General features: G+C 68.3%; 10 protein-coding genes, 1 pseudogene and 1 riboswitch. Of the genes and pseudogenes, 5 read left to right on the top strand and 6 right to left on the bottom strand.

Annotated features, from left to right (window positions below; genetic code table 11):
• Window positions 1-26: 26 nt before the first annotated feature.
• On the bottom strand, window positions 27-1,157 hold the full coding sequence (locus JHN63_RS39965; protein WP_200690016.1) for an NADH:flavin oxidoreductase: 1,131 nt from the start codon (window positions 1,155-1,157) through the stop codon (window positions 27-29).
• Between the two features lie 244 nt (window positions 1,158-1,401).
• Between JHN63_RS39965 and JHN63_RS39960 the strand changes: the two are divergent.
• A pseudogene (locus JHN63_RS39960) lies at window positions 1,402-2,050 on the top strand (transposase); the annotation flags it as partial.
• A 70-nt stretch (window positions 2,051-2,120) separates the two neighbouring features.
• On the opposite strand, the gene JHN63_RS39955 reads toward JHN63_RS39960, so the two are convergent.
• On the bottom strand, window positions 2,121-2,504 hold the full coding sequence (locus tag JHN63_RS39955; protein WP_200690015.1) for a MerR family transcriptional regulator: 384 nt from the start codon (window positions 2,502-2,504) through the stop codon (window positions 2,121-2,123).
• A gap of 111 nt (window positions 2,505-2,615) precedes the next feature.
• On the opposite strand from JHN63_RS39955, the gene JHN63_RS39950 reads away from it, so the two are divergent.
• Window positions 2,616-3,326: an SDR family oxidoreductase gene (locus JHN63_RS39950; protein WP_200690014.1), complete on the top strand. Its 711-nt coding sequence runs from the start codon at window positions 2,616-2,618 to the stop codon at window positions 3,324-3,326.
• 515 nt (window positions 3,327-3,841) lie between these two features.
• Window positions 3,842-6,166: an ATP/GTP-binding protein gene (locus JHN63_RS39945; RefSeq protein WP_200690013.1), complete on the top strand. Its 2,325-nt coding sequence runs from the start codon at window positions 3,842-3,844 to the stop codon at window positions 6,164-6,166.
• 79 nt (window positions 6,167-6,245) lie between these two features.
• Here JHN63_RS39945 and groL read toward each other — a convergent pair whose 3' ends face one another.
• From groL to thrC, 4 genes are all read right to left on the bottom strand, one after another.
• Window positions 6,246-7,874 (bottom strand): chaperonin GroEL, encoded by a 1,629-nt coding sequence (groL, locus tag JHN63_RS39940; RefSeq protein ID WP_200690012.1) that lies wholly within the window; start codon window positions 7,872-7,874, stop codon window positions 6,246-6,248.
• 369 nt (window positions 7,875-8,243) lie between these two features.
• Entirely contained in the window at window positions 8,244-8,450 is a 207-nt protein-coding gene (locus JHN63_RS39935; RefSeq protein WP_007493268.1) for a cold-shock protein, read from the bottom strand.
• A 431-nt stretch (window positions 8,451-8,881) separates the two neighbouring features.
• Window positions 8,882-9,157, bottom strand: coding sequence for a ubiquitin-like small modifier protein 1 (locus JHN63_RS39930; RefSeq protein WP_200690011.1), 276 nt, complete (start codon window positions 9,155-9,157; stop codon window positions 8,882-8,884).
• A gap of 52 nt (window positions 9,158-9,209) precedes the next feature.
• Entirely contained in the window at window positions 9,210-10,541 is a 1,332-nt protein-coding gene (gene thrC / locus JHN63_RS39925; protein WP_200690010.1) for a threonine synthase, read from the bottom strand.
• Window positions 10,542-10,556: 15 nt separating this feature from the next.
• Window positions 10,557-10,708, bottom strand: a riboswitch (SAM riboswitch).
• 182 nt (window positions 10,709-10,890) lie between these two features.
• Between thrC and JHN63_RS39920 the strand changes: the two genes are divergently transcribed.
• Complete coding sequence (locus JHN63_RS39920; RefSeq protein ID WP_200690009.1) at window positions 10,891-11,835, top strand: glucosyl-3-phosphoglycerate synthase; 945 nt, start codon at window positions 10,891-10,893, stop codon at window positions 11,833-11,835.
• 139 nt (window positions 11,836-11,974) lie between these two features.
• Complete coding sequence (locus JHN63_RS39915; RefSeq protein ID WP_200690008.1) at window positions 11,975-13,483, top strand: trehalose-6-phosphate synthase; 1,509 nt, start codon at window positions 11,975-11,977, stop codon at window positions 13,481-13,483.
• Window positions 13,484-13,558 lie beyond the last annotated feature (75 nt).

Raw genomic sequence — 13,558 nt, 5'->3', positions numbered from 1 at the left:
GCCACCCCCACCCACCCGCACCGACGTCAGCTCAGCGAGCGCAGCGCTGCCGCGTCGTACGGCGCCAGTTCCTCCACCCGCCCCGCGAGCACCTTCGCCGCCCACTCCGGGTCCTGGAGAAGGGCGCGGCCCACGGCCACCATGTCGAACTCGTCTCGCTCCAGGCTGTCGAGGAGGTCGTCGATGCCCTTGAGCGGGGCGCCCTCGCCGCGGAAGCCCTTGAGGAAGTCGCCGTCGAGGCCGACCGAGCCGACCGTGATGGTCTGCTTGCCGGTGAGCTTCTTGGTCCAGCCCGCGAGGTTGAGGTCGGAGCCGGTCTCCTCGAACTCGGGGAGCCAGTAACGGCGGGTGGAGGCGTGGAAGACGTCGACGCCGGCCGCCGCGAGCGGGGTCAGGATCGCCTCCAGCTCCTCCGGGGTCTCGGCGAGACGGGCGCCGTAGACGTCCTGCTTCCACTGCGAGTAGCGGAAGATGATCGGGAATTCGGCGGACACGGTTTCGCGGACCGCCGCCACGATCTCCGCCGCGAACTTGGTGCGGGCCACCGGGTCGCCGCCGTAGGCGTCCGTACGGCGGTTGGTGCCCGCGTACAGGAACTGGTCGAGGAGGTAGCCGTGCGCGCCGTGGAGTTCGACGCCGTCGAAGCCGATGCGCTCGGCGGCCGCCGCGGCCTCGGCGAAGGCGCCGATGACGTCGTCCAGGTCCCGCTGGGTCATGGCCGTACCGGTGACCTCGTCGCTGCCGATGCGCAGCCCGGAGGGGCCGACGGCGGGGGCGTCCGCGTACGGCGGCTGGCCCTGCTCGCGGACCATGCCGATGTGCCACAGCTGGGGCACGATCGTGCCGCCCGCCGCGTGCACGCCCTCGGCGACCTTCGCCCAGCCCGCGAGCTGCTCCTCGCCGTGGAAGCGCGGGACGCGGTCGCTCTGCCCGGCCGAGTCGTGACCGACGTAGGTCCCCTCGGTGACGATCAGGCCCACGCCCGCGGCGGCCCGCCGGGAGTAGTAGCCGACCACGTCCTCACCGGGCACCCCGCCCGGTGAGAACTGCCGGGTCATCGGCGCCATCACGATCCGGTTCGGGACGGTCAGGCCGTTGAGGGTGATCGGACGGGCGAGCACTTCGGCCGCTCGGGATGCGGGGGCGGTCGTAGACACGTGTGGGGGCTCCTCGGGACACCAGGCACCAGGTACCAGTTGGTATGTGCGTATGCATCGATCATGCGTCAACGACAACCGTCCGGCCAAGCCCCTCATTCCGACCGGTCGGCGCCACGGCCTGTGATACCGGACACGCCCGTCCTGTGTCTTGGAGAGCCCGGCGGCAGGTGTGGCGAATAGCCGTGTGACGACCCGGAGGCAGGACAGCACGAGCCTGGGTGATCATGGAGTTCTTGACGCTCAGCGGATCGCCGACCGCCAGTGCTCAGACCGCACCATCCGACGCCGCGTCAAGTACTGGTCACAGCTGGGCATGGCCGAGCGGGTCCACGGGCCGGCCATGCAGGCGTACGACCGCATGATCGGCCTCCAACTCCATGAGCTGTCCGTCGACGGGTGCATCACCAGGGCTCCCTGCGGCGGCGAGAGAGCCGGACGCTCCCCGGTCGACCGGGGCAGGCAGGGCCTGAAGCGCTCAGTGGCCACCGAAGCCCGCGGCGTCCCGATCGGTCTCGTCCCGGCCGGGGCCAACCGTCATGACTCCCCGCCGCTCGTGCCCGCCCTGGAGGCCGCGAAGAAGCAGATCGGTGTGCCGGGGCTACGACCGTGACAAGACCCGAGCCGCGCTCGGGGAACTGGGCTTCACCGGCGAGATCGCCCGCAAGGGCGTGCCCGCACCGATCCAGGCCGGCAAGAGGTGGGTCGTGGAGCGGAGCCACGCAGGGATGAACGGCTTCGGCAAGCTCCGCCGCTGCGCCGAGAAGCGCCCTTGCGCTGGGGACTTCTGCCTCTGCCTGTCCGCCGCAATCGTCACGCTCCGCATGCTCATCCGCCGCGCGACCCCGCTCCACCGCTGGGACGGACGGCCCACCACCAAGAGGCTCACGTGACGCCTGCTGACGGGCGTCCGTCTGCGTCGGGCGGACAAGCACTGCCGCACGCCTGGGGAAGGTGCGCTGCTCAACGAGGGCAGGGCCGGCCCGCGCTCCTGGCCGTGGAGGCTGTGGTGATGATGGCGTCGAACCAGTCCCGGGTTTTCACCAGGGTGCTGACCTGGGCATCGATGCGGTCCCGCTCGGCCGACAGCCGGTCGAGCAGCACGGGGGTCACGTCACCGGTCCCGACGCACGGCAGCAGTTCCAGGGTTGCCCTGCTCGGCAGCCCTGCGGAGTACAGCTGCTGAATCAGCTGGACGCGGTCGACCGCGCTGTCCGGGTACTGCCGCTGGCCGCCGGTGCTGCGCGCCGAGGCCAGCAGGTCCTGCTCTTCGTAGGAGCGCGGTGCCCGCACGCTCACGCCCACCCTTGAGGCCAGCTCACCGATGCGCGTCAACACCCCCTCCATGACCTGGATCACATTCCTTGCCTCTGACGTCAATGTCAGGTTCTAGCGTGGCCCGTGAACAGCCCGGACAGCCCGGACAGGAATCACCTCACCACTGCCAGGAGACCCCCCATGAAGATCACCGGTTCCGTCGCCCTCGTCACCGGCGCCAACCGCGGCATCGGCCGGCACTTCGCCCAGCAGCTCCTGCTCCGGGGCGCCACCAAGGTCTACGCGACCGCACGCACCCCCCACCTCGTCGACCTCCCCGGTGTGGAGGTACTGCGGCTCGACATCACCGATCCGGCTTCGGTCGCCGCCGCGGCGGGCGCGGCCCCGGACGTCACCCTCCTGATCAACAATGCCGGCGTCTTCACCCAGCAGAACCTCGTCACCGGGGACCCCGAGAAGATCCGGCTGGAGATGGACACCAACTACTTCGGCACCCTCAACGTGGTCCGGGCGTTCGCCCCCGTCCTGGCCGCGGGCGGCGGTGGGGCCATCCTCAACGTCCTGTCGGCGATGTCCTGGCTCGCCTACGACGGGGCAGGCGCCTACAGCGCGTCGAAGGCGGCGGCGTGGAGCCTCACCAACGGCATCCGCCTCGAACTCGCGGGCCAGAAAACCGCGGTGACGGGCCTGCACCTGGCCAGCACCGACACCGACATGATGGCCGGGTGGGACGTGGAGAAGAACGATCCCGCCGATGTCGTGCGCGCCGCCCTCGACGGTATCGAGGCCGGGAAGATGGAGATCCTCGCCGACAACAACTCCGTCCAGCTCAAGGCGGCCCTGTCCGCCGACCCGAGCGCGCTCTATCCGCAGGCGGTTCCCGCCGCCTGACCCTTCAGCAGCCGCCCGCCCGGCCAGGCGTCAGCCGACGTTCGAGGATCCAGGGATCAGCCGGGCGCGGCCATGCCTACTCGTCACGCTCCGCACGCGCGTCCGCCGCGCGACCGCTGGGACACCCACCCACCACCAGAAGACCCAAGTGACGCCTGCCGCCGGGCTCTCTTAGGCGGTCCAGTAGTCGTGCAGCCACCACAACAGCAGACTGACGAACCCTGACCCGACCGCACCGGCGGCACCCAGGGCAGCCTGCCGGGCAAGCCTCCGCCAGAACACCTTCCGGGCAACACGCGACCGTTTGGCCACTTCGGACATTTTCATGCACTTCCTTCCGATCGGATCAGGGCCTGCGCCCACGTTCTGATCGTGGCCGACGAGGCCCTGGCCACGAGCCCCGAAGAGCCCCGCATGCGTTGCCGTTCCCAGTGGCAGCACGGGCAGGTGTTGCCACTGGGAACGGCAACACCTCTTTCACACCAACCGAGTTGGGGCAACGCGATACTGACCGGATGCGTGATGCCCAAGCGCCCAGCCACAGCGAGGAAGCCGCGGCCTGTCCCGCCCGGCCCGTGCGGCTGGGCCCGCTGAAAAACGACCTGCCGACGGAGAAGCGAGCACTGGCGGAGGACCTGCGACAGGTCTTCCTCAGCCTGGGGATCGGCGTGCGGCGCTATGCCGCGCGCAAGCACCTGGACGCGAGCACCGTGACTCGATACCTCAGCGGGAGGGTTCCTCCCTGGGACTTCGTCGCGGGTCTCATCGCGGATGTGCAGGAGGCCCAGACCCCGCTTACCCCCGAGGCCGCGGCTGGTCTGCGGGAGCTGCACCGGACGGCGTTGAAGTCCAACCGGCCGAACGGTGAGATGCAGGAACTCCAGGACCTCCTGGCCGAGGCCGATCAGGAAGTCCGGCGCATCACGACACGGGAGCGGGCCCTGGCCGAGACCCTGCTGGACCGTGAGGGCCAGCTCGCCCAGGTGCGCGGCTGGTGCCGGAACCTGGAAACGCAGATGGAGGAGCAGTTGCTCACCCATCGCGCCGAGGTCGAACTGTGGCGAGGTGAGCATGTGCGCTTGGAGGAGGAGTCCGGAGATCTGCAGGAACAGGTGATCTACCTACAAGAAGCGCTGGCGGTCACGCGCGCCGAACTGATCGCGGCCGAGGACCGTTGCCACCGGCTGGAGGCCCGGCTGGACGCCTTCGAGGAACTCAGCGCCCACGCCACCGAAGACGGCGGAACGCCGTCGATCATGGCCATGCTGGAGGAAGCAGACCGCCGGTCCTCGGTACCCGAATTGGTACAGGCCGTGGGAGATCTGGAACAACGCACCCGCCAGGCGATAGCGAGCGAACTGGTGCGGTCGGCCAGCCAGTCGCGCACGGTGGAGGAAGTGGCGGGCCTGCTGTCCGGGTTGCGGCAGGCAGGGTTCGACGCACACGCCCAGACTGCGCTGCCGGCCATGGTGATGGTGCGCTCCGTGGACGACACCAGCGCCCTGGCTCGGGAACTGATCTGCGCGGGGCTGGAGGACTACGTACTGATCCTTGTACAGGCCTCGGTGAAGTTCCACGAACCCGAGCACGCCGCCACCTTCGCGCTCGCACTGCATCACGCCGGGCTCACTCGATACGCCGAGAGCCTCCTGGCAGCCGTGGCCGTGATCCGCCCGGTCGCCGACGTGGTGGCAACGGCCGCAATCCTCACGGGCGGCGAGCTCGAAGGCGTCATCGGCACGGCCATGTCAGCTGCGGCGGCTCAACGCACAGTGGCCGACCTGGTGACGCTGAGCATCGCGCTGCGCGAATCCTGTCTGGACCGCTATGCCGACGCCCTCCACATGACGGCGGCAGCCGAACGGTCCGCTTCGGATGTGGCTGAGTTCATTCGCTCGCTGAGCCAGTACGGCCTCGTCCAGGACGCCGAGACCGTCTTCGACAGCACACAGAATCGCAGCATCGGGCACTTGTTCCCACTCGTCCTCGCGCTGCGGGAAGACCGGGTCTGGTCGGTGCTGTCCCGTGTCTCGGCGTACCGGCCCAGCCAGGACATCGCCGTACTGATCAGTGAGCTATACATGACGGGGCGTCACCAACTCTCAACGGACCTGCTGCTGCGTACTGTGGCCAGCAGGTCTACTGAACAGATCCGGGATGTGGTCCGGACCCTGGACAGTTTGACCCCGGGGTCGGAGCCCGTGCTGCGAGTGGCGGTCAGGACCCTCACATCTGAGAAAGTGGCACAGCTCCTCATCCGTATGGAACGGTGTGGACTGCCCGAACAGGCCGAGACGATCTTCCGATGCACGGTGCACGACGATCTCATCGGACACATCGGGCAGTTCCTCACGGCCCTCGTCCTCGGCCGTTCGCATTACGGCGGCAAGGACGTCCTGTGCCGGTACGCCAAGGAAATGACGGTATCGGCCTTGGCACCCCTGATGCTGGCACTCGACTCGGCCCCGCTGGGCAAACACCTGGACGCGGTCATCGAGTCGTGTTGCACCGACAACCCGATACTCGACGTCATGCTGCTGACGAAGCGCCTCGGCGCCGAAACCCCCATGATCCTGCGGGCCGACAGCGTGCTGCGACGTCTCCTGAAGTACATGGTTCGGGCGCGTTCCGTCGTTGATCTGACGGCACTGGTCGGCGCCCTTCAGTCGGCGGCGCTCGACAAGTATGCCGAGTTGGTCATCAGCCAGGCCCTGGAAGTCCACGGGCGACCCTTCCGTGAGCGACTGACGACAGAGCAGAAGAGGTATGAGCAGAAGGTGATGTCCCGCGCTTTCTGGAGTCCCCTTCCCGCCCCGCAGCGCCGCAGCCGACGCATGTAACACGCCCGAGGGCGGTACCCCCTGTCGGAACAGGAAGTACCGCCCTCGGTAAGACCGTTGACCAACCCGGAGGGGTCGATCAGAAGTCCATGTCACCGCCCGGCATGCCGCCGCCGGCACCCGCGCCGGCACCGGCCTTCTCGGGCTTGTCGGCGATGACGGCCTCGGTGGTGAGGAAGAGCGCGGCGATGGACGCGGCGTTCTGCAGGGCAGAGCGCGTGACCTTCGCCGGGTCGATGATGCCCTCGGCGATCATGTCCACGTACTCACCGGTGGCGGCGTTGAGGCCGTGACCGATGGGCAGGTTGCGGACCTTCTCGACGACGACTCCGCCTTCGAGACCACCGTTGACGGCGATCTGCTTCAGCGGGGCCTCGAGCGCCAGCTTGACGATCGCGGCACCGGTGGCCTCGTCACCCTCGAGCTCGAGCTTCTCGAAGACGTGACCGGCCTGGATGAGAGCGACGCCACCACCGGCGACGATGCCCTCCTCGACGGCCGCCTTCGCGTTGCGAACGGCGTCCTCGATGCGGTGCTTGCGCTCCTTGAGCTCGACCTCGGTGGCCGCGCCCGCCTTGATGACGGCGACGCCGCCGGCGAGCTTGGCGAGGCGCTCCTGGAGCTTCTCGCGGTCGTAGTCCGAGTCGCTGTTCTCGATCTCGGCGCGGATCTGGTTGACGCGACCGGCAACCTGGTCCGCCGAGCCCGAGCCGTCGACGATCGTCGTCTCGTCCTTGGTGATGACGACCTTGCGGGCGCGGCCGAGGAGATCCACGGTCGCGTTCTCCAGCTTGAGGCCGACCTCCTCGGAGATGACCTCGCCGCCCGTGAGGATGGCGATGTCGCCGAGCATGGCCTTGCGACGGTCACCGAAGCCCGGAGCCTTGACGGCGACGGACTTGAAGGTGCCGCGGATCTTGTTGACGACCAGCGTGGACAGGGCCTCGCCCTCGACGTCCTCGGCGATGATCAGCAGCGGCTTGCCCGACTGCATGACCTTCTCCAGGAGCGGGAGCAGGTCCTTGACGTTGGCGATCTTCGAGTTGGCGATCAGGATGTACGGGTCGTCGAGGACGGCCTCCATACGCTCCATGTCGGTGGCGAAGTACGCCGAGATGTAGCCCTTGTCGAAGCGCATGCCCTCGGTGAGCTCGAGCTCGAGCCCGAAGGTCTGCGACTCCTCGACGGTGATGACGCCTTCCTTGCCGACCTTGTCCATCGCCTCGGCGATGAGCTCGCCGATCTGGGTGTCGGCGGCGGAGATGGAGGCCGTCGAAGCGATCTGCTCCTTGGTCTCCACGTCCTTGGCCTGCTCCAGCAGGGCACCGGAGACGGCCTCGACGGCCTTCTCGATACCGCGCTTGAGGGCCATCGGGTTGGCGCCCGCGGCTACGTTGCGCAGACCCTCCTTGACGAGGGCCTGGGCGAGGACGGTCGCGGTGGTCGTACCGTCACCGGCGACGTCGTCCGTCTTCTTGGCGACTTCCTTGACCAGCTCGGCGCCGATCTTCTCGTACGGGTCCTCGAGCTCGATCTCCTTGGCGATGGAAACACCATCGTTGGTGATCGTGGGGGCGCCCCACTTCTTCTCGAGGACGACGTTGCGGCCCTTGGGGCCAAGAGTGACCTTGACGGCGTCGGCGAGCTGGTTCATCCCGCGCTCGAGACCGCGCCGTGCCTCCTCGTCGAACGCGATGATCTTGGCCATGTGAAGTGGTCCTCCCGGACTGGGGTGGATTGCTCCGGACCGCGCTGGCGCCCGCGACGGACGGCCTGCCTGCCCCGTGGTTCCTTGCACCACCTGGCCTGCGGGCCTCACCCACCCGGTCCTTCGTTATCACTCTCACCTTCAGAGTGCTAACGCCAATGATTAGCACTCGGCATGGTCGAGTGCAAGCGGCTCCCAGGTTCTGGCACCCTCTCCGGCCGCCCGTCACGGCCCCCTGCCACGGCCGCCCGTCACGACCGTCCGGCCCCGGGCATGCCGAAGGGCCCGTACCCCAGGAGGTGACCCCCCAGGAGTACGAGCCCTTCGGTGAGGAACGAAGAACGTCGCTGCTGTTCGTCGGCGCGTGCTTCAGCCGGTCGCGAGCCGGACCATGTCCGCCTGCGGCCCCTTCTGACCCTGCGAGATCTCGAAATCGACCCGCTGACCCTCTTCCAGGGTGCGGTAGCCGTCCATCTGAATCGCGCTGTAGTGGACGAAAACATCCGCACCACCGTCGACCGCGATGAAGCCGTACCCCTTCTCCGCGTTGAACCATTTGACGGTGCCCTGAGCCATGCCTAACTCCCCTATTACTGGCCCTTGCACGGACCCACACTTCGCGGATCCGGGTCAGACCTCACCCCCCACAGGTTTGGGGGCGTGCGCCGGAACGCGTCGACCGCGGCCGAATGTATCCGCCCAACTGCCGTCTGCAACAGGTCAATCCGACGAGAATTCCGGGCAGGACCGGTCGGGAATTTACGGAGAATTCGTCCGACTTCAGGGCAAGTCGGGCCCGATAAAGGGAACATAACGCGCAAAATGCCTACACACTTTGGCTACTTCTCATCCCACGCGGAGCCGGTACTCATATGCGTCCGGCATGCGGATTGGTGCGCGTTCCCCAACTCTACCGTGCTCAACCATACAGAATTGCCCCCTCCGTTTCTCTCACGGAGGGGGCAATTCGATGAACTCTCGGTAACCGGCGTTACCAAGGGTAATTATCAGCCGCCCGCGACGGCCGGAATGATCGAGACGCCGGCCCCGTCCGGAGTGGCCGTCTCCAGCCCCTGCTCGAACCGCACGTCGTCGTCGTTGACGTAGACGTTGACGAACCGGCGCAGCTTGCCCTGGTCGTCGAGGACGCGGGCGGAGATACCGTTGTGGTTCTTCTCGAGGTCGTTGATGACCTCGGCGAGGGTCGCGCCTTCCGCGGTCACCTCGGCCTTACCGCCGGTGTACGTGCGCAGGATGGTGGGGATACGGACGGAAACGCTCATGCTCAGGACCTCCGGTCAGGTACGGCTTGTGTCTTTGGGGGGCGCGGGGCGGTCAGGACGCGAGCCCGGCTTCCCTGAACGACTCGAGGCTGGGCCGGATCGTCGCGGTGAGCCCGGTACCGGCCACCGCGTCCAAGGTCTTCAGACCGTCCCCGGTGTTCAGCACGACCGTGGTGAGGGTCGGGTCCAGCAGACCGCTCTCGATCAGCTTCTTCGTCACGCCGACAGTCACGCCGCCCGCGGTCTCCGCGAAGATCCCCTCGGTCCGCGCCAGCAGCTTGATCGCGTCCACGCACTGCTCGTCGGTGACGTCCTCGACGGCCCCGCCCGTGCGCCGGGCGATGTCCAGCACGTAGGGCCCGTCCGCCGGGTTCCCGATCGCCAGCGACTTGGCGATCGTGTTCGGCTTCTGCGGCCGTACGACGTCGTGCCCCGCCTTGTACGCGACGGACACCGGCGAGCAGCCTTCCGCCTGCGCGCCGAAGATCTTGTACGGCTTGTCCTCGACGAGCCCGAGCTTGATCAGCTCCTGGAGCCCCTTGTCGATCTTCGTGAGCTGCGAGCCGGAGGCGATCGGCACGACCAGCTGGTCGGGGAGCTGCCAGCCGAGCTGCTCACAGATCTCGTACGCCAGTGTCTTGGAGCCCTCGGCGTAGTACGGCCGCAGGTTGACGTTGACGAAGCCCCAGCCCTCGCCGGCCGGGTCGCCGATCAGCTCGGAGCAGAAGCGGTTCACGTCGTCGTAGTTGCCCTCGATGCCGACGAGCTCGCCGCCGTAGACCGCGGCCATGACGATCTTGCCCTGCTCCAGGTCGTGCGGGATGAACACGCAGGAGCGGAAGCCGGCCCGGGCGGCTGCGGCGCCGACGGCGCCCGCGAGGTTGCCGGTGGAGGAGCAGGAGAGGGTGGTGAAGTCGAAGGCACGGGCGGCCTCGATGGCCTGCGCCACGACGCGGTCCTTGAAGGAGTGCGTCGGGTTGCCGGAGTCGTCCTTCACGAACAACTTGCCCGCGTCTACGCCGAGTTCGCGGGCGAGGTTGTCGGCCTGGACGAGCTTGGTCCAGCCGGGGTTGATGTTCGGCTTGGTCGCCACGTCGGCGGGGACGGGCAGCAGCGGTGCGTAACGCCAGATGTTCGCGGGGCCCGCTTCGATCCGCTTGCGGAGCTCTTCGGTGTCGTAGGCCGAGAAGTCGTAGGCGATCTCCAGCGGGCCGAAACACTCCTCGCAGGCGAAGACCGGGCCGAGCGGGACGCGGTGGCCGCACTCGCGGCAGGAGAGCGCGGTGGCGGGGCCCAGATCAACGGTGTTCGAGGTGGTCGGTTCCGCGGCGGTCGTGTCCGTCTTCGCGGAGTTCGTGGTGCTTGCAACAGTCTGCGCAGCCATGGAGGCGAGGCCCTTTCCTCATCTTCCTCACGACGCGTTTCGCCGTGAGACGGATTTGGCACCTTCCCGAGCCGGGAGCCTCGGCACATGGACAACATGCGACAAGACCGGCTGGAGGGTTGCCGGGGCTTCAACGGGCCGTATCCCTCTGCCCCTCTGGATGAGCGGTGTTCAGTTGTGTATGCAATTGTCTCGCCGACGGCCCCCGACATGCGATGGTCATCAGCGTTGTTCAAGACTGTAACCGAAGGCCAGGACAGTTGAGTGAGCCGTCCGAACCGCGAGATGGATCAGACATTCACTGTCTGTGACCAGCCCTCGCCGAGAGAACGCAGAGGAGCCGCGCAACGTGCTGAAGGAAGTCGAGCACTGGCTGAGCACCCGCTCCTGGTCCCTGACCGACCGGCCGCTCCACAAGATCCTGGCCGCCAAGCACCGCACGGGCCAGTCGGTCAGTGTCGTGCTGCCCGCGCTCAACGAGGAAGCGACGGTCGGCGACATCGTCGCGATCATCCGTCATGACCTCATGCAGCAGGTCCCGCTCGTCGACGAGATCGTCGTCGTCGACTCCGGGTCCACCGACCGCACCTCCGAGGTGGCCGCCGCGGCGGGCGCCCGGGTCGTGCACCGGGACGACATCCTGCCCCGTATCCCCGCCGTGCCCGGCAAGGGCGAGGTGCTGTGGCGTTCGCTGCTGGTGACGAGCGGCGACATCGTCTGTTTCATCGACGCGGACCTGAAGGAGTTCTCCTCGGACTTCGTCACCGGGATCGTGGGCCCGCTGCTCACCGACCCCGGCGTCGACCTCGTCAAGGCGATGTACGACCGCCCGCTCGGCGGCGCGGCCGGCCAGGGCGGACGGGTCACCGAGATGATGGCCCGCCCGCTGCTGAACATGCACTGGCCTCAACTGGCCGGATTCGTCCAGCCGTTGGGCGGCGAGTACGCGGCCCGCCGCTCGCTGCTGGAACAGCTCCCCTTCCCCGTCGGCTACGGCGTCGAGCTGGCCATGCTCGTCGACGCGCTGCATCTGGTGGGCCTGGACGCGCTCGCCCAGGTCGACGTCGGTGTGCGCAAGCACCGGCACCAGGACGGGCAGGCGCTGGGGCGGATGGCCGCGCAGATCTACCGCACGGCTCAGCTCCGGCTGGCCCGCGGGCATCTGATCCGGCCCTCCATGACCCAGTTCGAGCGGGGTCCGGACGGTTTCGAGCCGCGCACGTACTCCGTGGACACGGAGGAGAGGCCGCCGATGGCGGACATCACCGAGTACCAGTCCCGCAAGGTCGCGTAACCGGTCGGGCACGGTCAGGCACGGTCGGGCCGCGGACTGGGCAGGGCCCGGCCTAGGCCTGGCCGTATACGGATCCATCCGGTCCGTTGTGACCCGTCCGTACGTTTGAGCGTTTCCGGGCCGGGCTAGGTTGTGCCGTATGGCTTCTACGTCGTCCATCCCGCCCGTCCCGTCCCCCTCCGGTGCTGCTCAGGTGCTCGTCGCGTCCAATCGCGGCCCGGTCTCGTACGAGGTGGGCGACGACGGTTCGCTGCGCGCCCGGCGGGGTGGCGGCGGGCTGGTGTCCGGGCTGTCGGCGATCGGGCCGGACGCGGGGGCGCTGTGGGTGTGCTCGGCGCTGTCCGACGGCGACCGGGAGGCGGTACGGCGCGGGGTCGGCGAGGACGGCGTGCGGATGCTGGACATTCCGGCGGACGTGCACGCCGACGCGTACAACGGCATCGCCAACTCCGTGCTGTGGTTCGTCCACCACATGCTGTACCAGACCCCGCTGGAGCCGGTCTTCGACGCGGAGTTCCGGCGCCAGTGGGCGTCGTACGAGGCGTACAACCGGGCGTTCGCGGAGGCGTTGGCCCAGGAGGCGGCCGAGGGGGCGGCGGTGCTGGTGCAGGACTACCACCTGTGCCTGGTACCGGGGATGCTGCGCGAACTCCGCCCCGACCTGCGGATCAGTCACTTCTCGCACACGCCGTGGGCGCCGCCGGAGTACTTCGCGATGCTTCCGGACGACATCCGGGTGCGGCTCATGGAGGGCATGCTCGGGGCGGACCGGGTGGCGTTCCTGACCTGGCGGTGGGCGACGGCGTTCCAGAACTGTGTGCAGGGGCTCGACCCCTATCGGTGGCTCCCCCTGTGGCCGACGGGCGCTCCCCGCGCGATCGAGCATGTGCGGCGCGATCCGGACACCCGCCGTGAGCGGATCACCCGCAAGACACTCATCGGTGTGCACAGTCTCGGCGCCGACGCCGACTTCCTGCGCGCCCGCTCGCACGAGCCGGACGTGGAAGAACGGATCGTGGCGCTGCGCGAGGAGATCGGCGCGGGCCGCAAGGCCATCGTCCGGGTCGACCGCACCGAACTCTCCAAGAACATCGTGCGGGGACTGCTCGCCTACCGCCAACTCCTCGACGACCACCCGGAGTTGCTGGAGCGGGTCGTGCACGTGGCGTTCGCCTACCCCTCCCGGCAGGACCTCGCGGTCTACCGCGAGTACACGGCCGAGGTGCAGCGGGTCGCGGACGAGATCAACTCCCGGTACGGGAAGCCGGGTTGGACCCCGGTGCTGCTCCACGTCGAGGACGACTTCGCCCGCTCCCTGGCCGCGTACCGCCTCGCCGACGTGGCCCTCGTCAACCCCATCCGCGACGGCATGAACCTCGTCGCCAAGGAGGTCCCGGTCGTCTCCGACGAGGGCTGCGCCCTGGTCCTCTCCCGGGAGGCGGGCGCGTACGAGGAGTTGGGCGAGGACGCGATCACGGTCAACCCGTACGACGTCATCGCCACGGCCGACGCCCTCCACGAGGCCCTGACCATGCCGACCGAGGAACGAGCCGAACGAACCAAGCGCCTCGCGGCGGCGGCTACGGCGCTGCCGCCGGCTCAGTGGTTCCTGGAGCAGTTGAACGCGCTGCGTGAGCAGGTGAGTTGAGCGAGGGGGCGGGCAAGGGGGCTTGCGGGGAGCGGGCTTGGGAGCGGGGCGGCCTGCGGGCTGCTGGGGATCACC

The organism is Streptomyces sp. MBT65 (assembly GCF_016612545.1).
Lineage (GTDB): Bacteria > Actinomycetota > Actinomycetes > Streptomycetales > Streptomycetaceae > Streptomyces.
The sequence above is the reverse complement of the archived record's forward strand: the minus strand, read 5'-3'. Positions and strand labels throughout refer to the sequence as shown.

Coding starts and splice junctions, on each gene's coding strand:
- JHN63_RS39955 (WP_200690015.1), bottom strand. CDS start 2,504: ATGGAGGGGGTGTTGACGCGCATCGGTGAGCTGGCCTCAAGGGTGGGC.
- JHN63_RS39950 (WP_200690014.1), top strand. CDS start 2,616: ATGAAGATCACCGGTTCCGTCGCCCTCGTCACCGGCGCCAACCGCGGC.
- JHN63_RS39945 (WP_200690013.1), top strand. CDS start 3,842: ATGCGTGATGCCCAAGCGCCCAGCCACAGCGAGGAAGCCGCGGCCTGT.
- groL (WP_200690012.1), bottom strand. CDS start 7,874: ATGGCCAAGATCATCGCGTTCGACGAGGAGGCACGGCGCGGTCTCGAG.
- JHN63_RS39935 (WP_007493268.1), bottom strand. CDS start 8,450: ATGGCTCAGGGCACCGTCAAATGGTTCAACGCGGAGAAGGGGTACGGC.
- JHN63_RS39930 (WP_200690011.1), bottom strand. CDS start 9,157: ATGAGCGTTTCCGTCCGTATCCCCACCATCCTGCGCACGTACACCGGC.
- thrC (WP_200690010.1), bottom strand. CDS start 10,541: ATGGCTGCGCAGACTGTTGCAAGCACCACGAACTCCGCGAAGACGGAC.
- JHN63_RS39915 (WP_200690008.1), top strand. CDS start 11,975: ATGGCTTCTACGTCGTCCATCCCGCCCGTCCCGTCCCCCTCCGGTGCT.